Raw genomic sequence first — 18,358 nt, 5'->3', positions numbered from 1 at the left:
CGGGCACACTAGTGGCCATGCCCGGCGTCCTTCCAGATGGTGAGACCGTTCCCGTCGACGGCGCACTGCCCACCACCGCCCTGCGGGAGGTCGGCGCGCGCGGTTTCGGCGTCTACCTGCACGTGCCGTTCTGCGCCAGCCGCTGCGGCTACTGCGACTTCAACACCTACACCGCCGCCGAGCTGGGCGCAGGCGTCAGCCGGGAGTCGTACGCCGACACCGTGCTCGCCGAGTTGGCGCTCGCCGCAAGGGTGCTCGGCGACGCCCCGCCACCGAGGGTCGACACGGTCTTCGTCGGCGGCGGCACCCCCACCCTGCTACCCGCCGACGACCTGGCCCGCCTGCTGGACGGCATCGACCGCACCTGGGGACTGGCCGCCGACGCCGAGGTGACCACCGAGGCCAACCCCGAGTCGGTCACCCCGCAGTCGCTGAAGACCCTGCGGGCCGCCGGCTACACCCGGATCTCGCTGGGCATGCAGTCCGCCGCCGCCGGGGTGCTGGCGGTCCTCGACCGGACCCACCGCCCCGGCCGGGCCGCCGAGGCCGCCCGGGAGGCCCGCGACGCCGGGTTCGACCACGTCAACCTGGACCTGATCTACGGCACGCCGGGGGAGCGCGCCGAGGACTTCGCCGCCTCGCTGGAGCAGGTCGTCGCCGCCGGGGTCGACCACGTCAGCGCGTACGCCCTGATCGTGGAGGACGGCACCCGGTTGGCCGCCCGGATGCGGCGCGGCGAGCTGCCGTACCCCTCCGACGACGTGGCGGCCGACCGCTACCTGGCGGCGGAGGCCGCCCTCGACGCGGCCGGGTTCTCCTGGTACGAGGTCTCCAACTGGGCCCGCAGCGAGGCGGGCCGGTGCCGGCACAACCTGCTCTACTGGACCGGGGCCGACTGGTGGGGCCTCGGCCCGGGGGCGCACAGCCACGTCGGCGGGGTGCGCTGGTGGAACGTCAAACACCCCAGCGCGTACGCGCAACGGCTCGCCGCCGGGCACTCGCCCGGCCTGGCCCGGGAGATCCTCACCCCGGCCGAGGCGCACATGGAGGACGTGATGCTGCGGCTCCGGCTCGCCTCCGGGCTGCCGCTGGACGTGCTGGACGACGCGGGCCGGGCCGCCGCCGCCCGTGCGCTCGCCGACGGGCTGCTGGACCCGGTGGCCTACCCGCAGGGGCGGTCGGTGCTCACCCTGCGGGGCCGGCTGCTGGCCGACGCGGTGGTCCGCGACCTGCTGCCCTGAGCGTGGCCCCGCCGGCCCGCCGCGCACCGCAGCGGGGCGGGCCGGGGCCGGCGGTGGTGCCCGACCGGCCGGGGGAGCGGCCGGCCGGGGTTCACTTGATGAAACTGGTGGACATCGGGTAGCGGTAGGCCTGACCCTCGTTGGCCTTCATGCCGGCGATGATCCCGAACAGGATCTGGATCACCACGACCGCGATGCTGGGCAGGAAGAGCAGGCACCAGCTCACGAAGAGCAGCACGAACGCGATGATCGACCAGAGGATCTGGAAGTTCAGCGCGGCCAACGCCTGCGCCCGGACGGCCGGCGACTGCTGCCCGCGTACCAGGTAGGCGATCAGCGGGGCGACGAAGCCGAGCGGGCCGAGGCTGATCAGCGCGCCGGCGGCCCCGCCGAAGTGCGCGACCAGCGCCCAGGTCTTGTCCTCGCTGTTGGCGTATCCACCGGTCGGGGCGCCGTACGCGCCGGCGGTCGGATATCCGCCACCGGCCGGGGGGTAGCCACCCGGCGGGCCGTAGCCACCCGACGGGTCGTAGCCACCCGACGGCGGCTGGTCACCGGTGGGCGGCGGATACCCGCCGGGCGGGGGATACCCGCCTGCACCCGGTGCCCCGGACAGTGGTGCGGTGGGCGGCTCATATGGCGAGCCCTGGCCAGCGTTCGGGTCCGGCGGGTAGCCGTCCCCCGCGCCGGGCGGGCGAGGTGGTTCAGTCATGCCCGTCACGGTAGGGGCTGCTGGCAAGGGTGCACCAGAGCGACACTGGTGAGGTTGGCCTCGACATTCGGTCAGCGGCCACGCCGGCAACCCACCGGGGCGGTCGCACCGACGGTCCGTCGTTGATCAACGCAGCGGCGGTACTGCCGTCGTAGACTGGCACTCGCTACAGTCGAGTGCCAGAGCGCTCGCCGGACGCGTCAGAAGTCCGGTCGCCGTGCGACAGGAGGTGGGAGATGGGTCTCGACGACCGCAAACTCGCCGTGCTGCGGGCGATCGTCGAGGACTACGTCGCCACGCAGGAGCCCGTCGGCAGCAAGACGCTCGTCGAGCGGCACCAGCTCGGGGTCTCCCCGGCGACCGTCCGTAACGACATGGCGGTGCTGGAGGAGGAAGGCTACATCCGGCAGCCGCACACCAGCGCCGGCCGGGTGCCCACCGACCGGGGCTACCGCCTCTTCGTCGACCGGCTCTCCCGGGTCAAACCGCTCAGCCCCGCCGAACGTCGGGCCATCGAGCGGTTCCTGGTCGGCGCGGTCGACCTCGACGACGTGGTGCACCGCACCGTACGGCTGCTGGCGCAGCTCACCCGGCAGGTCGCCGTCGTGCAGTACCCGTCGCTGGCCCGCTCGTCGGTGCGGCACCTGGAGCTGGTGCCGATCTCCACCACCCGGCTGATGCTGGTCATGATCGCCGACACCGGGCGGGTCGAGCAGCGGCTGGTCGAACTGCCCACGCCGGTCCCCGCCGACGACGTCACCGACCTGCGTCGGCTGGTCAACGAGAAACTGGTCGGCAGTCGGCTGTCCGACACCCCACCGCTGGTCCAGGCGCTGGTCGAGGAGTCCGCGCCGCACCTGCGCGGGGCCATGACCACCCTGTCCACCGTGCTGCTGGAGACCCTCGTCGAGCGCACCGAGGAGCGGTTGGCGCTCGCCGGCACCGCCAACCTCACCCGGGGCGGCCTGCTCGACTTCCAGGGTTCGCTGCGACCCATCCTGGAGGCGCTCGAAGAGGAGGTCGTCCTGCTCAAGCTGATCGGCGAGGCCGAACCGAGCACCACCCGGGTGCTGATCGGCGACGAGAACGAGGTCGACAACCTGCGGGCCGCCTCGGTGGTCAGCACCGGGTACGGCCCCGGCAGCACCATCGTCGGTGGGCTGGGCGTGCTCGGCCCGACCCGGATGGACTACCCCGGCACCATCGCCACGGTGCGGGCCGTGGCACGCTACGTGGGCGAGCTGCTGGCCCAGAACTGACCAGTCAGGGCCGACGGCCGGCTCCGGCCGCCGACCGGCGCAACGCGAGACGAACATGAGGACACGGAACGCAGTGGCCAGGGACTACTACGGCATTCTCGGCGTCGGCCGGGAAGCCTCCGATGACGAGATCAAGCGTGCCTACCGCAAGCTGGCGCGGCAGTTCCACCCGGACGTCAATCCGGACCCGGAGGCACAGGAGAAGTTCAAGGACATCAACGCCGCGTACGAGGTCCTCTCGGACGACCGGAAGCGGCAGATCGTCGACCTGGGCGGCGACCCGCTCGCCCCGGGCGGAGGGGGCGCCGGTGGCCCGGGTGGCCCCGGTGGGGCCGGCCCGTTCGTCGGCTTTCAGGACATCATGGACGCCTTCTTCGGTGGTGCGGCCGGTGGGGCGCGCGGTCCGCGCCCGCGTACCCGCCCCGGAGCCGACGCGATCCTGCGGCTGGAACTGGACCTGCACGAGACCGCCTTCGGCGTCGAGGCCCCAATCACCGTCGACACCGCAGTGCTCTGCACCACCTGCTCCGGGGCGGGCACCGCAGCCGGCACCCACCTGGCGACCTGCGAGGCGTGCGGGGGCCGGGGCGAAGTGCAGTCGGTGCAGCGGACCTTCCTCGGCCAGGTGGTGTCGGCCCGCCCGTGCACCGTCTGCCAGGGCTACGGCACCACCATCCCGCACCCCTGCCCGACCTGTGCCGGCGACGGCCGGGTGCGGACCCGCCGCTCGCTGACCGTCAAGATCCCCGCCGGGGTCGAGGACGGCATGCGGATCCGGCTCGCCCAGCAGGGTGAGGTCGGCCCGGGCGGCGGCACCGCCGGTGACCTCTACGTCGAGATCCACGAGCGCCCGCATGACGTCTACTCCCGCAAGGGCGACGACCTGCACTGCCGGGTCACCGTCCCGATGACGGCCGCCGCGCTGGGCACCCGACTGACCATCAAGACGCTCGACAGCGAGGAGACGGTCGACGTCAAGGCCGGCACCCAGCCGGGCAGCACGCTGCGACTGCGCGCCCGGGGCGTACCGCACCTGCGGGGCACCGGCCGGGGTGACCTCTACGTCCACCTGGACGTGCGTACCCCCACCAAGCTCGACGCCGACCAGGAGAAGATGCTGCGGGACTTCGCCAAGACCCGGGGCGAGGAGGTCGCCGAGCTGAGCAAGCAGGGCGGCTTCTTCTCCCGGATGCGCGACGCCTTCAACGGCCACGCCTGACCCCGGGCCGGCTCCGGTCAGCTCGGCCCTCGGACGGTTTCCCGGTCCGGTGGTTTCCCGGTCTGGGTTTCTTGGTCCGGGTGGTGGCCCGGTCCGGGGCGGTGGGGGCCGGGCCGGTTAGCCTGATCGGCGTGTCCGCGCCGCTGTTCCTGGTCGAGTCGCTGCCCACCGCCGACCAGCTCATCCTGGACGGCCCCGAGGGCCACCATGCCGCCACCGTGCAACGGCTGCGCGTCGGCGAGGAGCTGCTGCTCGCCGACGGTCGGGGTGGCACCGCCACCGCCGTGGTCACCGCCGTCGGCCGGGGCACCCTGGACCTCACCGTCACCTCCCGGGGGTACGTCGACGCGGACGTCCCCCGGCTGGTCGTGATGCAGGGCATCGCCAAGGGCGACCGGGGTGAACTCGCCGTGCAGGCGATGACCGAGGTCGGGGTGGACGAGATCGTGCCCTGGGCGGCGTCCCGCTCGGTGGTGCAGTGGCGCGGCGACCGGGGCGTACGGGCCAGGGAGAAGTGGGCGGCGACCGCCCGGGAGGCGGCCAAGCAGGCCCGTCGTGCCTGGTTGCCGGTGGTGGCGGGAGCACCGGACGAGTCCACCGCCACGGTGGCCCGCCGGATCGCCGGGGCCGGCGCGGCGTTCGTCCTGCACGAGGAGGCCGAGGAGCGGCTGACCACGGTCGAGCTGCCGACCACCGGCGAGATCATCCTCGTGGTCGGCCCCGAGGGCGGCATCGCCCCGACCGAGTTGACCGCCTTCACCGAGTCCGGCGCCCGCCCGGTCCGGTTGGGCCCCTCGGTCCTGCGTACCTCCACCGCCGGCGTGGCCGCCCTCTCCGTCCTCTCCACCCGCCTCCCCCGCTGGTAACCCCCTCTTCCCCTCCCTCCCTCGCCCCACCTCCGCCCCACCTCGCCCCGGCCAACCTCCCTCGTCCCGTGATCAAGAGCTTTACGTCATCCGCGAGCCCAATCCCGCCCTAAACCTCTTGATCACCGAGCCCACCACCCAACCCTCGGCGTTGGTGGCTGGTGATCAAGAGGTTTGGGTCATCTGGGGGCTTGAAATTGGCGTAAAGCTCTTGATCACCGGGACGAGAGGGCTGGCCGAGGCGGGGCGGGGCGGGGCTGGGTGGGGTCGGCGGGCTGGGCCGGGTGGGGTGGGCTGGCGGGGGATGGGGCGGGTCGGGGTGGCGGGGAGTGGGGGTGGTGGGGGAGTGGGGGTGGTGGGGGTGGTCTTTAGAGTGGGGGGATGGGAGCTGACTGTCTGTTCTGCCGCATCGTCGCCGGGGAGATTCCGGCCACCATCGTCAAGGAGACCGCCGGCACCCTGGCGTTCCGCGACATCGGGCCGAAGGCGCCGGTGCACGTGCTGGTCATCCCCAAGGAGCACTACGCCGACGTGGCGACGCTCGGCCAGGGTGACCCGGCGCTGGCCGGTGAGGTGCTGGCCACGGCTGCCGCGGTGGCCGAGGACGAGGGGCTGACCGGCGACGGCTTCCGGCTGATGTTCAACACCGGCCCGTACGGCGGGCAGGAGGTCTTCCACGTGCACGCCCACCTGCTCGGTGGCGCGCCGCTCGGACCGATGCTGGCCCGGGACCTGGCGTGACCTGCGGAGGCTGCCCGGGGCCGGGCGTGACCACCGCCGGCGACCCGGCCTGCGACGTGACGGTCGTCGACGATCGGAGACCGGTGTGACGTCCGAGGCGGGACCGGGCACCGGCCCGGCCGCCACCCACCGGTTGGCGCGGCTGGTCCGGCAGGTCCAGGCGCAGGCCCGGGTGCCGGCCCTGGCGGTGGCGTTGCACCGGGCCGACCGTCCGCTCTGGACCTGCGAGGTCGGCGGCACCGGCAACGACACCGTGCTCGGCCCGCGCAGCCGGTTCCGGATCGGTTCGGTCACCAAGACCTTCACTTCGGTGCTGGTGTTGCAGTGCCGCGACGACGGCCTGCTCGACCTGGACGACCCGCTGGGCCGGCACCTGGACCTGCCGGCGCACGGCGAGCTGACCGTACGCCGGTTGCTGTCGCACACCGCCGGGCTGCAACGGGAGCCGTACGGGGACGTCTGGGACACGCTGCGCGCGCCGCAGGTGGACGAGTTGATCGCCGACCTGGTCCGGGTCGAGCGGGTGCTGCCCACCGGCCGCCGCTACCACTACTCCAACCTGGGCATGGCGCTGCTCGGCCGGCTGGTCGGCGCGCTGCGGGGCGGCACCTGGGCCGAGGTGCTCGCCGACCGGGTGCTCACCCCGCTGGGGCTGGCCGACACCTCGGTCGACCCGGGGTCGCAGGCGGTGACCGGGTTCCTGGTCGACGCGTACTCCGACGAGGCGCATCCGGAGCCGCCGACCGACTTCGGGGCGGTCGGGCCGGCCGGCCAGTTGTGGAGCACCGCGACGGACATGGCCCGGTGGGCGGCGTTCCTGGCCGACCCGGGTGCGCTGGACCCGACCGGGGCGGTGCTCGCCCCGGCCACCCTGGACGAGATGCGCTGGCCGGTGACGACCACCGACGAGACGGCCTGGAAGGCCGGCTTCGGGCTCGGGCTGATCCTGGTGCCGTACCCGGACCGGGTGGTGCACGTGGGGCACGACGGTGCGATGCCCGGTTTCCTGGCCGGGGTCTACGGCCGGCGCGGTGGTGACGGCACGGCCGGCGCGATGGGCTGCGCGGTGCTCGCCTCCTCGGGCACGGCGGCGCAGGTGTTGGAGCTGCCGCACCGGTTGCTGGCCGCCGCCGCCGAGCACGACCCGGCGGAGATCCCGCCGTGGCGTCCGGGCCCGGGCGCGCCGGAGCCGCTGCGCGGGGTGCTGGGCCGCTGGTGGGGCGAGGGCTTCGAGTACGTCTTCAGCTGGCACGAGGGGACGCTGCGGGCCCGGGGCGCGGACGATCCGGTGGGCCGGCCTCCGGCGGTCTTCGCGCCGACGCCGCAGTCGCCTGACGTGTTCCGGACCGTGGCCGGGCGGGAGGTCGGGGAGTTGCTGCGGCTCACCCGCGACGCTGACGGCACGGTGGTCGCGATGCACTGGGCCACCTACCGCTTCACCCGTCACCAGGAGACCTTCGACCGGTACGACTTCCGGGCCTGACCGGGCGACCGGGCCGGGAAATTCGACGCGGTGCCGCCGGTGCGGAGCGGATACGATAGGCGTATCGTCCGCACGCCGTGCCAGCAGGGCACGGCGCGAGATGGAAGCAGGTGGCGCAGGGCCCCACGGCCCGACCTATGACCGGCACCCCACCTCCCGGCCCGCCCCGGGTGCAGACCAGGATCACGGTTCCCGATGCCAAGATCATGGTCAACCTGCTCGGCGCGGGCGACGAGATCCTGCGACTCGTCGAACGTTCGGTCACCAGTGACGTGCACGTCCGTGGCAACGAGATCACCATCACCGGTGCGCCCGCGGACAATGCTCTCGCCGAGCGCCTCTTCAGCGAGCTGCTCGAACTGATCGAGAAGGGCGAGACCCTGACCACTGACGCTGTCCGGCGTACCGTCGGCATGCTCGAACAGGGCGGCACCGAGCGGCCCGCCGAGGTGCTCACCCTCAACATCCTCTCCCGGCGCGGGCGCACCATCCGCCCCAAGACGCTGGGCCAGAAGACGTACGTCGACTCGATCGACGCCAACACGATCGTGTTCGGCATCGGCCCGGCCGGCACCGGCAAGACCTACCTGGCGATGGCGAAGGCCGTCCAGGCGCTCCAGGCCAAGCAGGTCAGCCGGATCATCCTGACCCGGCCGGCGGTCGAGGCGGGCGAGCGGCTGGGCTTCCTGCCGGGCACCCTGAACGAGAAGATCGACCCGTACCTGCGCCCGCTCTACGACGCGCTGCACGACATGCTCGACCCGGAGTCCATCCCGAAGCTGATGGCCGCCGGCACGATTGAGGTCGCGCCGCTGGCCTATATGCGGGGTAGGACCTTGAATGACGCTTTCATCATTCTGGACGAGGCGCAGAACACCACGCCCGAGCAGATGAAGATGTTCCTCACCCGGCTGGGCTTCGGTTCCAAGATCGTGGTGACCGGTGACGTCACCCAGGTGGACCTTCCCGGTGGGACGGCCAGCGGGCTGCGGGTGGTCCGGGAGATCCTGGTGAACGTCGAGGACGTGCACTTCGCCCAGCTCTCCAGCGCGGACGTGGTCCGGCACCGGCTGGTCGGGGAGATCGTCGACGCGTACGCCCGCTGGGACGAGCGGGAGAACCAGCAGGCGCAGGGTGTGCACGCCGTGCCGGGGCGGACCGCCCAGGGCGGCCGGGCCGGCCGCCGCCGCTAACCAATCAGAGGAAGACAGTTGTCCATCGAGATCGCCAACGAGTCTGGTGTCGAGGTCGACACCGACTCCGTGCTCGCCGTGGCCCGGCACGCCCTCGACGAGATGGGGGTCAACCCGCTCGCCGAGCTGTCCGTGTTGCTTGTCGACATCGGCTACATGACCGAGCTGAACCATCGTTGGATGGGCGGTGACGGCCCCACCGACGTGCTCGCCTTCCCCATGGACGAGGGCAGCGTCGACCACGGCCCGGGGGAGAGCGCCCCGGCCAGCGGTGAGCCGGCCCTGCTCGGTGACATCGTGCTCTGCCCGGAGGTGGCGGCGAAGCAGGCGGCCACCGCCGGGCACACCGCCGCCGACGAGCTGCACCTGCTCACTGTGCACGGGGTGCTGCACCTGCTCGGCTACGACCACGCCGAGCCGGAGGAGGAGCGGGAGATGTTCGCCCTCCAGGCCCGGTTGCTGGCCAGCTGGCGGTCGACCCGGTCCCGGTGATGGACATAGTCGCGGCCGGCCCGACCGCCGGTCTTCCCGATCTTCAGCTGATCTTCTTCGCGGCCGGGCTGGTGGTGCTCGCCGGCCTGATCGCGATGACCGAGGCCGCGCTGGCCGCGGTCTCCCCGGCGCGGGCTGCGGAGCTGGCCCGCGACGGGGCGCGCGGCGCGCGTACCCTCCAGGCCGTCGCCGGTGACGTGGTCCGCCACCTCAACCTGTTGCTGCTGCTCCGGCTGCTCGCGGAGCTGACCGCCACCACCCTGGTCGCCCTGGTGGCGGTGGACAGCTTCGGCGCGGGCTGGCGGGCGGCGCTGGTGACCGCCGGGGCGATGACGGTGGTCAGCTTCGTGGTGGTCGGGGTGGCCCCGCGCACCCTGGGCCGGCAGCACGCGTACGCGGTGGGTCGGGCGGTGGCGCCGCTGGTGCGTTGGCTGGGCCGGGCGCTCAACCCGCTGGCCTCGCTGTTGATCCTGATCGGCAACGCGGTCACCCCGGGGCGCGGTTTCCGGGAGGGGCCGTTCGCCACCCAGGTGGAGCTGCGGGAGCTGGTCGACCTGGCCGAGCAGCGGGGGGTGGTGGAGCACGGCGAACGCCAGATGATCCACTCGGTCTTCGCGCTCGGCGACACCATCGCCCGGGAGGTGATGGTGCCGCGCACCGAGATGGTGTGGATCGAGGAGGGCAAGGCCCTCTCCCAGGCGTTGGCGTTGTTCCTGCGTTCCGGGTTCTCCCGCATCCCGGTGATCGGGGAGAGCGTCGACGACGTGCTCGGTGTGCTCTATCTCAAGGACCTCATCCGGCATACCCGGGGTGGTGACCTGCGGGCGCACCAGACCCCGGTGGCCGAGCTGATGCGACCGGCGACGTTCGTGCCGGAGTCCAAGCCGGTCGACGACCTGCTGTCGGAGATGCAGGCCGCCCGCAACCACCTGGTCATCGTCGTCGACGAGTACGGCGGCACCGGTGGCCTGGTCACCATCGAGGACATCCTGGAGGAGATCGTCGGTGAGATCACCGACGAGTACGATGTCGAGCGCCCGCCGGTGGAGCACCTGGCCGACGGTGCGGTCCGGGTCACCGCCCGGCTGCCGGTGGAGAACCTGGGCGAGTTGTTCGACACCGACCTGCCCACCGACGAGGTGGAGACGGTCGGTGGCCTGTTGGCGCAGGCCCTGGGGCGGGTGCCGATCCCGGGTGCCGACGCCGAGGTGGCCGGCCTGAAGCTGGTCGCCGAGGGCACCACCGGCCGACGTAACCGGATCGACAGCGTGCTGGTCAGCCGGGTGCCGTCGACCGGGGGCCCCGATTCCCGTGACAACCAGAACAGCACCGAGGAGAGGCAACCCGCCGATGCCTGAGACACCCGCCGTGCCGGCCGCCCGGCCCACCCCGTCCGATCCGGCCGAGTTGAGCGCCGAGGACGGCAAGCTGGTCGTGCTGGCCCGTGGCGCCCGGGCCCGGGTGGCTGCCGTGGAGGGCGCGGCGGTCCGCGACCAGGACGGCCGGACGTACGCTGCGGCGAGCGTTTCGCTGCCCTCGTTGACCGTCACGGCGCTCCAGTTGGCGGTCGCCTCGGCGGCGGCGGCGGGGGCGAGCCGGTTGGAGGCGGCGGCGGTGGTGACCGAGGCGTCGACCCTGGACGGGGCGGGGCACGCGGCGGTGCGGGATCTGGCTGCGGACGCGCCGATCCACGTGGCCGCCCCGGATGGCACGGTCCTCGGCACGGTGGTCGAGTGACCGGCGTGGAGCAGCGGCCGTACCGGGCGGGTTTCGGGTGTTTCGTCGGGCGGCCGAACGCCGGCAAGTCGACGCTGACCAACGCCATCGTCGGCACCAAGATCGCGATCACCTCCAACAAGCCGCAGACCACCCGGCACGTGATCCGCGCGGTGCTGCACCGGCCGGAGTCGCAGCTGGTCCTGGTCGACACCCCCGGCCTGCACCGGCCCCGGACGCTGCTCGGTGAGCGCCTCAACGACCTGGTGCGCACCACCTGGACGGAGGTCGACGTGATCGGCCTCTGCATTCCGGCCGACGAGCCGGTGGGTCGGGGCGACCGGTTCATCAGCGGCGAGTTGAGCGAGTTGAAGGCCACCGTGCTCGCGGTGGTGACCAAGACCGACCTGGTCGACAAGCGGCGGCTGGCCGAGCAGTTGCTCGCGGTCAGCGAGCTGGCCGACTTCGCCGCCGTGGTGCCGGTCAGCGCGGTCTCCGGGCACCAGGTGGACACCCTGGTCGACGTGATGACCGGTTACCTGCCGCCGTCGCCGCAGCTGTATCCGGACGACATGCTCACCGACGAGCCGGAGCAGGTGCTGGTCGCCGAGCTGATCCGGGAGGCGGCCCTGGAGGGGGTCCGCGACGAGCTGCCGCACTCCATCGCCGTGGTGGTGGAGGAGATGATCCCCGAGGGTCAGCTCATGAAGATCTATGCCGACGTCTACGTCGAGCGGCCCAGCCAGAAGGCGATCGTGCTGGGCCACCGGGCCAGCCGGCTCAAGGAGGTCGGCACCACCGCCCGCAAGCAGATCGAGGAGCTGCTCGGCACCCGGGTCTATCTGGACCTGCACGTGCGGGTGGCCAAGGAGTGGCAGCGGGACCCGAAGCAGCTGCGCAAGCTGGGTTTCTGACCCGTACGCCGGGGTGAAATCCGGACACCGATATGGGAAGTTTCACGTCAGGCCCCGATTAGCAGCGGTTTCACAGGTCGGGTGCGCAGGGTAGGGGACGTTCATCCGTCCCCGACATAGATGCAGCCTGATGCGTAACCGATATCTGGACCTGCTCCGTTTCCTGGCCATCGTCCGGGTCGTGGTCTACCACGTCACCGGGCTGGCCACGCTGACGCTGATCTTCCCGGCGATGTCGATCATGTTCGCCCTGGCCGGGTCGCTGATGGCGGCGTCGATGGACCGGTACGGCGTGTCCGCGCTACGGCGTCGGCTGCGCCGTCTGCTGCCCTCGCTGTGGGTGGTGGCGGTGATCTTCGTGCCGGCCATGCTGCTCACCGGGCTGGAGTTCACCCCCCGGGTGGTGATCTGGTTGTTCCCGATCACCGACCCGCCCGCCAACTACTGGGGCGGGCTCGCGCTCAGCCCGATCTGGTACCTGCGGGACTACCTGTGGTTCCTGCTCGCCTCCCCGGTGGCGCTGTGGCTGTTCCGCCGGGCCCCACTGCCCACCCTGGCCGCCCCCTACCTGCTGCTGGTCGCGATCGAGGTGGGTCTCCTACCGACCACCTCGGCGGTGCTGCGCGACTTCGGCCTCTATTTCGGGGCCTGGCTGCTCGGCTTCGCCCACCACGACGGCATGTTGTGCCGGCTGGCCGACCGGGTGCTGGTGCCGGTGGCGGTGCTGCTGGCCGGGGCCGGCGCGACGTGGATCCTCACCCACCCGGGGCCGCGCGGCCACGACCTCAACGACATCCCGCTGGGCAACGCCCTGTGGTCGGCGGCGTTCATCCTGGTGGTCATCGGCCGGGCCCCGGCCACCGCCGCCTGGGTGGACCGGAACCGGATCTTCAGCCGGCTGGTGACGGTGGCGAACCGGCGCGCGTTGACCGCCTACCTGTGGCACATGCCCTTCGTGGTGGCGCTCACCCCGCTGGTGGGCCTGGTCGGCTGGTCACCCCGGGACCCGTGGGGGCTGGCGATCCGGGTGGTGCTGGTCTTCCTCCTGGTCGCGGTGGTGACCCTGCTGGTCGGCTGGGTGGAGGACGTGGCGGCCCACCGCCGCCCCGAACTGGTCCCCGGCCGCACGCACCCCCGCCCGGCGACGGCGTCGCCCGGCGTCCCGGCACCCCGGACACCCGAGGCCGACACCGCCGAGATCAGGGCCCGCTGAGGTACGCCACCCGCTCAGCGCTGCACGACCGTCAGGTTTCCGCTGCCAGCCTCCAGGTCCAGCACCAGCGGTGCGCCCGGGTCGTTGGTGACCCCGATCTCGGTGTCCCCCGAGTCGACATTCGACTTCACCCGGTACCGGCCGGCCGGCACCGTCAGCTCGACGTCCCCGCTGCCGGCGTGGGCCCGCGCCGAAGCCGGCCTGCTCAGGGTGAGCGTGATGTTGCCGGAACCGGTCTCGGCGGAGACGTCGCCACCGAGCCGGGTGCCGGTGACGTCGCCGGAGGAGGCCCGCAGGTCGACCGGGCCGGTGACGTTGAGCACCTCGATGTTGCCCGACCCGGTCTCGGCCCGCACCGGGCCGGCCGCCTCGATGATCCGGATGTTGCCCGAGCCGAGGGTGAAGTCGACCGAGCCGATCCTGGTCAGGTCCACGTCACCCGAACCGGTCTCCCCCTGCACCCGCACCCCGGGCGGGGCGGTCACCTCGTACGACACCGAGCAGCGGGGACCGCACTCGGTGTCCAGCACCAACTCGTCACCGGTGATCTCGTACGTGGTGTCCGGCTGGTCACCCTGGTAACGGAGCACCCGCTTGACGCGTACGCCGGTGGCGGGGCCGGTCGCCCGGACCACCACGTCCCCCGAGCCGGGCCGTACGGTGATCCGGGCGATCTTCGCCGCCTCGGTGGTGTCGAAGTCCAGCCGCCGGAAGGAGAGCGTGTCGCACCCGGTGACGAGGATGAGGGCGGCGGTCGCACCCAGGGCGACCGCGCTGCGGGGAAGAGCCATGCCCAGCAACCTACGACCGTCGCCACCTGCGGCACATCGGGGGCGAAGCGCGGGCCCACCCCGAGCCGACCCTGATTTCCCACCCCGAGGGAGAATGACCGGATGGCCGGGTACCGCCGACAGCTCTACCGCGACGACGCGGTGGTGCTGCGCGTGCAGAAGCTGGGCGAGTCCGACCGGATCATCACGCTGCTGACCCGCCGGCACGGCCGGTTGCGCGCGGTGGCCCGGGGGGTACGCCGCACCACCAGCAAGTTCGGCGCCCGGCTGGAACCGTTCGGCCACGTCGACCTGCAACTCGCCGGCGACCCGAAGGGCAACACCGGCAGTTCGCTGCACAGCGTCAGCCAGGTCGAGGGCATCGACCTGTACGGCAAACGTTTCCTCGGGGACTACCCCCGGTACACGGCGGCCAGCGCGATCGCGGAGACCGCCGAACGCCTCACCCCCGTCGAGCGGGAACCGTCGCTGCGGCTGTTCCAGCTCACCCTCGGCGCGCTCAAGGCGTTGTCCCGGGGTGAGCACGCCACCACGCTGGTGCTCGACGCCTACCTGCTGCGCGGGATGAGCCTCGCCGGGTGGGCGCCCGCGTTGACCGCCTGCGCGGTCTGCGGCACCCCGGGGCGGCACCGGGCGTTCTCCGTACCCGCTGGGGGTGCGGTCTGCCCGGACTGCCGGCCACCCGGCGCGGCCCACCCCGCGCCGGCCACCATCGACCTGATGTCCGCCCTCACCAGCGGCGACTGGCAGGTCGCCGACGCCACCGCCACCGGGGTACGCCGGGAGTGCAGTGGCCTGGTCGCGGCGCACCTGCAGTGGCACCTGGAACGCGCGCTACGCTCGCTGCCGCTGGTCGACCGGGGTGGCCCGACGCCCGGTGCGCCGGACACCGGCCCGGTGGGCGGCGGGCCGACGGGGGACGACGGGGGTGCCCCGGGTGGCCGGGTGCCGCCGCCCCGGGTCGGCGTGGAGGGTGGGGACAAGGAGATGACCGAGTGATCCGATCGTTGAGGGCCGACCGGCGGACGCCGGTGCCGCCGACCCCGCACCCGTCGGGCGCCCGGCCACCGGCGCTGCCCGCCGAGGCGCTGCCGAAGCACGTCGCCGTGGTGATGGACGGCAACGGCCGCTGGGCCAAGGAGCGTGGACTGCCCCGCACCAAGGGCCACGAGCAGGGCGAATACAGCCTCTTCGACACCGTCGAGGGGGCGATCGAGCTGGGTGTGCCCTACCTGTCGGCGTACGCCTTCTCCACCGAGAACTGGCGGCGCTCGCCGGACGAGGTCCGCTTCCTGATGGGCTTCAACCGGGACGTCATCCGTCGTCGCCGCGACCAGCTGGTCGACCTGGGGGTGCGGGTGGTCTGGTCGGGGCGGGCGGGCCGGCTGTGGAAGAGCGTCATCTCCGAGTTGCAGACCGCCGAGGAGATGTCCCGGGGCAACTCGACGCTGACCCTCCAGTTCTGCGTCAACTACGGCGGCCAGGCTGAGATCGCCGACGCCGCCGCCGCGATCGCCCGGGAGGTGGCCGCCGGCCGGCTCGACCCGGACAAGGTCACCGAGAAGACCGTGGCCAAGTACCTCTACCACCCGGAGGTCCCCGAGGTCGATCTCTTCCTGCGCCCCTCCGGCGAGGAACGGATCTCCAACTTCATGCTCTGGCAGTCGGCGTACGCGGAGCTGGTGTTCCTGGACACCCTCTGGCCGGACTTCGACCGCCGCCACCTGTGGTACGCCTGCGAGCTGTACGCCCAGCGGGACCGCCGGTTCGGCGGCGCGCTGCCCAACCCGGTGGCCCCGCCGCGCTGACCGGCCCACGATTGGTGATCTCACCTGCGGGGTACCACCACCCCGACAGCCAATCGCGGAGGTGAGCACACATGATTCAGAAGCGGATCGCGCAGTGGGCAATCATGGCGGTCGCCGTGCCGCTGGCCGCAGCCGGTGCCCGCCAGCTGAGCCACACCCTGGAGTCCCGACGGGGGCCCAGCGGAGTGAGCCGGATGCTCTCCAAGGGCGCCGACGTGCTGCGCCCCCGCAAGGCCGCCCGGCGTCGCCGGTTCTGGTGACCACCCGGCACCGGCTTCCCCGGTGACCAGCGGGTCACCACCGACCTCACGGCGAACGCCCCGCCACCCGGTTGTTCACCGGGATGGCGGGGCGTTCGCGTGGCACTGGTGCGGGTCCGGTGGTCGTGGTGCCCCACCAGGGACACCGCGGCACGCCGGGAAGGTGTGGTGGGTCAGCCGGCCACTTCGGAGCGGTCGGCGGTCGCCCACAGGGTGTGGAACGCGCCCTCCCGGTCGACCCGGTGGTAGGTGTGCGCCCCGAAGTTGTCCCGCAGGCCCTGGATCAGGGCCGCCGGCAGCCGCTCCGCGCGCAGCGCGTCGAAGTAGGCAAGCGACGAGGAGAAGGCCGGGGTGGGCACGCCGGCCCGGGCCGAGTCCGCCACCACCCGACGCCAGCTCGGCACGCCGTCGCTCACCGCGTCGGCGAAGTACGGCGCGACCAGCAGCGTCGGCAGCTCCGGCTGCGAGTCGTACGCCTCGCGGATGCGGTCCAGGAAGCGGGCCCGGATGATGCAGCCGCCCCGCCAGATGGTGGCGGTGCCACCCAGGTCGATGTCCCAGTGGTACTCGCGGCTGCCGGCCCGGATCTGGTCGAAGCCCTGCGCGTACGCGACGATCTTGCTGGCCAGCAGCGCCCGGCGGACGTCCTCGACGAACGCGTCCCGGTCCTCGACCTGCCACTTCTCGCCCGCGTCGCCGAAGGTACGGCGGGCGGCCTCCCGCTGACCGGCGTGCCCGGACAGCGACCGGGCGAACGTCGCCTCGGCGATGCCGGTGATCGGGATGCCCAGGTCGAGGGCGATCTGCACCGTCCAACGGCCGGTGCCCTTCTGCTCGGCCTGGTCGAGCACCACGTCGACGAACGCCTTGCCGGTGGCGGCGTCGGTGTGCGCCAGCACGTCGGCGGTGATCTCGATGAGGAACGACTCCAGCTCGCCGGTGTTCCACTCCCGGAAGATCTCCGCGATCTCCGCCGGGGTCGCCCCCAGCCCGGCCCGCAGCAGGTCGTACGCCTCGGCGATGAGCTGCATGTCGGCGTACTCGATGCCGTTGTGGACCATCTTGACGAAGTGGCCGGCGCCGTCGGGGCCGACGTGCTGGCAGCAGGGGACGCCGTCCACCTGCGCGGCGATCTTCTCGAACATCGGCCCGAGCTTCTGGTAGGACTCCGCCGAGCCGCCCGGCATGATGCTCGGCCCGAGCAACGCGCCCTCCTCGCCACCGGAGACACCGGTGCCGACGAAGTGCAGCCCGTGCTCGCGCAGCGTCTCCTCCCGGCGGCGGGTGTCGGCGAAGTGGGCGTTGCCGGCGTCGACGACGATGTCGCCCTCCTCCAGCAGCGGCACCAGCTCGTCGATGACCGCGTCGGTGGGGGCGCCCGCCTTGACCATGACGATCACCGCGCGGGGCCGCTCCAGCGAGCCGACGAAGTCCGCCAGGGACTCCGACGGCACGAAGGTGCCCTCGTCACCGTGCTCGGCGACCAGGCTGCGGGTGCGCTCCGGGGAGCGGTTGTGCACCGCCACGGTGAACCCGTTCCGGGCCAGGTTGCGGGCCAGGTTGCGACCCATCACCGCCAGCCCGGTCACGCCGATCTGCGCCGTCGCCTGTTGCGTCATCCGTACCCGCCCTCTCACGTCACCTGTGTGCTGCGACCGTATCGCGCGCCCGCGACGGCCGGCAGCCGCCGTCCACCCAGTGTCACAGGGTGGTCGCGTACGTGCGGCAGCGACCGTCCCGCCGCCGGGCCGGGCCGGTCGTCGGGACTTCCGCCGTCGGGCGGCGGGGTCGTCGGGCCGGGATGGTCGTCGGGCGGCGGGGTCGTCGGGACTTCCGCCGTCGGGCCGGGATGCTCGTCGGGCCGGGATGCTCGTCGGGAAAAGCGGGTGCGCCGGGCGTGGGGGTCGGCTACCGTGACGACATGCGCATCTGACGCCCTTTCTGAGAGCCGACCCGCCGCCGTGGCCGCGGGTCCGCGTGCTCGGGCGTCCGCGTCTCCCGTCCCCTGCTGACCGGGGATGACTCGTGGCCGGTCGTCCGGAGCCGATCCCGTCCGTCGACCGCCCGCCGCTGAGGCGACGGTGTGGTCCTCCGCACGTCCCAGGAGGCAGCGAATGCCCGCCAAGCGCAGTCCCAAGAAGTCCCGACCTGTCGTACCGTCGCCGGTGGAGGTGGATCCGGCGGCGCTCGCGGCACTCACCGTGACGCCCGCGCACCCGGTCCCGGTCGCCGTGACGCCGCCCCACCCGGACGCTCTCGTCCGGTCGAACCCACCCCGGCCGCCGTCGCGGTCGGGCCGGTCGGTCCGGGCCGGCTCCACCGCCGCCCAGGGCCAGGGCCGTCGGTACGCCTTCCGGCGCAGCTGAGCCGCCCGGGCGCAGACGTCCCACACCAGATAGCTGAAACAGCGGTATCCGGACCTCCGGATACCGCTGTTTCAGCACAGTGGT

The 18,358-nt window shown here is 72.7% G+C and carries 19 protein-coding genes; 16 read left to right on the top strand and 3 right to left on the bottom strand.

Annotated elements, in window-relative coordinates:
- Positions 1–17 precede the first annotated feature (17 nt).
- Complete coding sequence (hemW, locus tag ACQP2H_RS24035) at positions 18–1,241, top strand: radical SAM family heme chaperone HemW (RefSeq protein ID WP_219470289.1); 1,224 nt, start codon at positions 18–20, stop codon at positions 1,239–1,241.
- Positions 1,242–1,332: 91 nt separating this feature from the next.
- On the opposite strand, the gene ACQP2H_RS24030 is transcribed toward hemW, so the two are convergent.
- Positions 1,333–1,953: a DUF4870 domain-containing protein gene (locus ACQP2H_RS24030; protein ID WP_208570112.1), complete on the bottom strand. Its 621-nt coding sequence runs from the start codon at positions 1,951–1,953 to the stop codon at positions 1,333–1,335.
- 236 nt (positions 1,954–2,189) lie between these two features.
- Between ACQP2H_RS24030 and hrcA the strand changes: the two genes are divergently transcribed.
- The 11 genes from hrcA to ACQP2H_RS23975 all read left to right on the top strand — a co-directional run bounded on the left by hrcA (position 2,190) and on the right by ACQP2H_RS23975 (position 13,049).
- Positions 2,190–3,212, top strand: coding sequence for a heat-inducible transcriptional repressor HrcA (gene hrcA, locus ACQP2H_RS24025; RefSeq protein WP_208570111.1), 1,023 nt, complete (start codon positions 2,190–2,192; stop codon positions 3,210–3,212).
- A gap of 73 nt (positions 3,213–3,285) precedes the next feature.
- Positions 3,286–4,431, top strand: coding sequence for a molecular chaperone DnaJ (gene dnaJ, locus ACQP2H_RS24020; protein WP_208570147.1), 1,146 nt, complete (start codon positions 3,286–3,288; stop codon positions 4,429–4,431).
- Between the two features lie 131 nt (positions 4,432–4,562).
- Positions 4,563–5,297 carry a 16S rRNA (uracil(1498)-N(3))-methyltransferase gene (locus ACQP2H_RS24015; RefSeq protein WP_433228968.1) on the top strand — a complete coding sequence of 245 codons (735 nt, stop codon included), beginning with the start codon at positions 4,563–4,565 and terminating at the stop codon, positions 5,295–5,297.
- A gap of 381 nt (positions 5,298–5,678) precedes the next feature.
- A complete protein-coding gene (locus ACQP2H_RS24010) occupies positions 5,679–6,038 on the top strand; it encodes a histidine triad nucleotide-binding protein (RefSeq protein ID WP_357535675.1) in 360 nt (119 codons plus the stop codon).
- A gap of 85 nt (positions 6,039–6,123) precedes the next feature.
- The gene (locus ACQP2H_RS24005) at positions 6,124–7,521 is read left to right on the top strand and encodes a serine hydrolase domain-containing protein (RefSeq protein ID WP_433228966.1); all 1,398 of its coding nucleotides are present in this window, start codon (positions 6,124–6,126) and stop codon (positions 7,519–7,521) included.
- 137 nt (positions 7,522–7,658) lie between these two features.
- Positions 7,659–8,714 (top strand): PhoH family protein, encoded by a 1,056-nt coding sequence (locus ACQP2H_RS24000; RefSeq protein ID WP_219464275.1) that lies wholly within the window; start codon positions 7,659–7,661, stop codon positions 8,712–8,714.
- An 18-nt stretch (positions 8,715–8,732) separates the two neighbouring features.
- Complete coding sequence (gene ybeY, locus ACQP2H_RS23995; RefSeq protein ID WP_208570106.1) at positions 8,733–9,206, top strand: rRNA maturation RNase YbeY; 474 nt, start codon at positions 8,733–8,735, stop codon at positions 9,204–9,206.
- Complete coding sequence (locus ACQP2H_RS23990; protein WP_208570146.1) at positions 9,182–10,564, top strand: hemolysin family protein; 1,383 nt, start codon at positions 9,182–9,184, stop codon at positions 10,562–10,564. Before ybeY ends, ACQP2H_RS23990 begins: the two co-directional genes overlap by 25 nt.
- Positions 10,557–10,943, top strand: a complete 387-nt coding sequence (locus ACQP2H_RS23985; protein WP_208570105.1) for a cytidine deaminase — start codon at positions 10,557–10,559, stop codon at positions 10,941–10,943. The genes ACQP2H_RS23990 and ACQP2H_RS23985 overlap by 8 nt, the downstream gene beginning before the upstream one ends.
- Positions 10,940–11,836 carry a GTPase Era gene (gene era, locus ACQP2H_RS23980; RefSeq protein WP_208570104.1) on the top strand — a complete coding sequence of 299 codons (897 nt, stop codon included), beginning with the start codon at positions 10,940–10,942 and terminating at the stop codon, positions 11,834–11,836. Before ACQP2H_RS23985 ends, era begins: the two co-directional genes overlap by 4 nt.
- Positions 11,837–11,966: 130 nt before the next feature.
- On the top strand, positions 11,967–13,049 hold the full coding sequence (locus tag ACQP2H_RS23975; RefSeq protein WP_433228962.1) for an acyltransferase family protein: 1,083 nt from the start codon (positions 11,967–11,969) through the stop codon (positions 13,047–13,049).
- Positions 13,050–13,063: 14 nt separating this feature from the next.
- On the opposite strand, the gene ACQP2H_RS23970 is transcribed toward ACQP2H_RS23975, so the two are convergent.
- On the bottom strand, positions 13,064–13,840 hold the full coding sequence (locus ACQP2H_RS23970; RefSeq protein WP_433228960.1) for a DUF4097 family beta strand repeat-containing protein: 777 nt from the start codon (positions 13,838–13,840) through the stop codon (positions 13,064–13,066).
- 102 nt (positions 13,841–13,942) lie between these two features.
- Between ACQP2H_RS23970 and recO the strand changes: the two genes are divergently transcribed.
- The 3 genes from recO to ACQP2H_RS23955 all read left to right on the top strand — a co-directional run bounded on the left by recO (position 13,943) and on the right by ACQP2H_RS23955 (position 15,908).
- Positions 13,943–14,839: a DNA repair protein RecO gene (gene recO, locus ACQP2H_RS23965; protein WP_208570101.1), complete on the top strand. Its 897-nt coding sequence runs from the start codon at positions 13,943–13,945 to the stop codon at positions 14,837–14,839.
- Positions 14,840–14,871: 32 nt separating this feature from the next.
- A complete protein-coding gene (locus ACQP2H_RS23960; RefSeq protein ID WP_208570145.1) occupies positions 14,872–15,648 on the top strand; it encodes an isoprenyl transferase in 777 nt (258 codons plus the stop codon).
- Between the two features lie 71 nt (positions 15,649–15,719).
- Positions 15,720–15,908: a hypothetical protein gene (locus ACQP2H_RS23955; protein ID WP_219464271.1), complete on the top strand. Its 189-nt coding sequence runs from the start codon at positions 15,720–15,722 to the stop codon at positions 15,906–15,908.
- 173 nt (positions 15,909–16,081) lie between these two features.
- On the opposite strand, the gene gndA is transcribed toward ACQP2H_RS23955, so the two are convergent.
- Positions 16,082–17,527 carry an NADP-dependent phosphogluconate dehydrogenase gene (gene gndA / locus ACQP2H_RS23950; RefSeq protein WP_208570099.1) on the bottom strand — a complete coding sequence of 482 codons (1,446 nt, stop codon included), beginning with the start codon at positions 17,525–17,527 and terminating at the stop codon, positions 16,082–16,084.
- 495 nt (positions 17,528–18,022) lie between these two features.
- Between gndA and ACQP2H_RS23945 the strand changes: the two genes are divergently transcribed.
- On the top strand, positions 18,023–18,274 hold the full coding sequence (locus tag ACQP2H_RS23945; protein WP_219464268.1) for a hypothetical protein: 252 nt from the start codon (positions 18,023–18,025) through the stop codon (positions 18,272–18,274).
- The last annotated feature ends 84 nt before the right edge of the window (positions 18,275–18,358 follow it).

Source organism: Micromonospora sp. CA-248260 (assembly GCF_050942205.1).
GTDB classification, from domain to species: Bacteria; Actinomycetota; Actinomycetes; order Mycobacteriales; family Micromonosporaceae; genus Micromonospora; species Micromonospora antibiotica.
Note: the sequence above shows the minus strand (reverse complement) of the source record. Positions and strands in the feature narration are given on the sequence as shown.

Bases quoted from the DNA above. Each gene is read 5' to 3' on its own strand.
- hemW (WP_219470289.1), top strand. From the start codon at position 18: ATGCCCGGCGTCCTTCCAGATGGTGAGACCGTTCCCGTCGACGGCGCA.
- ACQP2H_RS24030 (WP_208570112.1), bottom strand. From the start codon at position 1,953: ATGACTGAACCACCTCGCCCGCCCGGCGCGGGGGACGGCTACCCGCCG.
- hrcA (WP_208570111.1), top strand. From the start codon at position 2,190: ATGGGTCTCGACGACCGCAAACTCGCCGTGCTGCGGGCGATCGTCGAG.
- ACQP2H_RS24010 (WP_357535675.1), top strand. From the start codon at position 5,679: ATGGGAGCTGACTGTCTGTTCTGCCGCATCGTCGCCGGGGAGATTCCG.
- ACQP2H_RS24000 (WP_219464275.1), top strand. From the start codon at position 7,659: ATGACCGGCACCCCACCTCCCGGCCCGCCCCGGGTGCAGACCAGGATC.
- ACQP2H_RS23985 (WP_208570105.1), top strand. From the start codon at position 10,557: ATGCCTGAGACACCCGCCGTGCCGGCCGCCCGGCCCACCCCGTCCGAT.
- ACQP2H_RS23975 (WP_433228962.1), top strand. From the start codon at position 11,967: ATGCGTAACCGATATCTGGACCTGCTCCGTTTCCTGGCCATCGTCCGG.
- ACQP2H_RS23970 (WP_433228960.1), bottom strand. From the start codon at position 13,840: ATGGCTCTTCCCCGCAGCGCGGTCGCCCTGGGTGCGACCGCCGCCCTC.
- recO (WP_208570101.1), top strand. From the start codon at position 13,943: ATGGCCGGGTACCGCCGACAGCTCTACCGCGACGACGCGGTGGTGCTG.
- ACQP2H_RS23955 (WP_219464271.1), top strand. From the start codon at position 15,720: ATGATTCAGAAGCGGATCGCGCAGTGGGCAATCATGGCGGTCGCCGTG.
- gndA (WP_208570099.1), bottom strand. From the start codon at position 17,527: ATGACGCAACAGGCGACGGCGCAGATCGGCGTGACCGGGCTGGCGGTG.
- ACQP2H_RS23945 (WP_219464268.1), top strand. From the start codon at position 18,023: ATGCCCGCCAAGCGCAGTCCCAAGAAGTCCCGACCTGTCGTACCGTCG.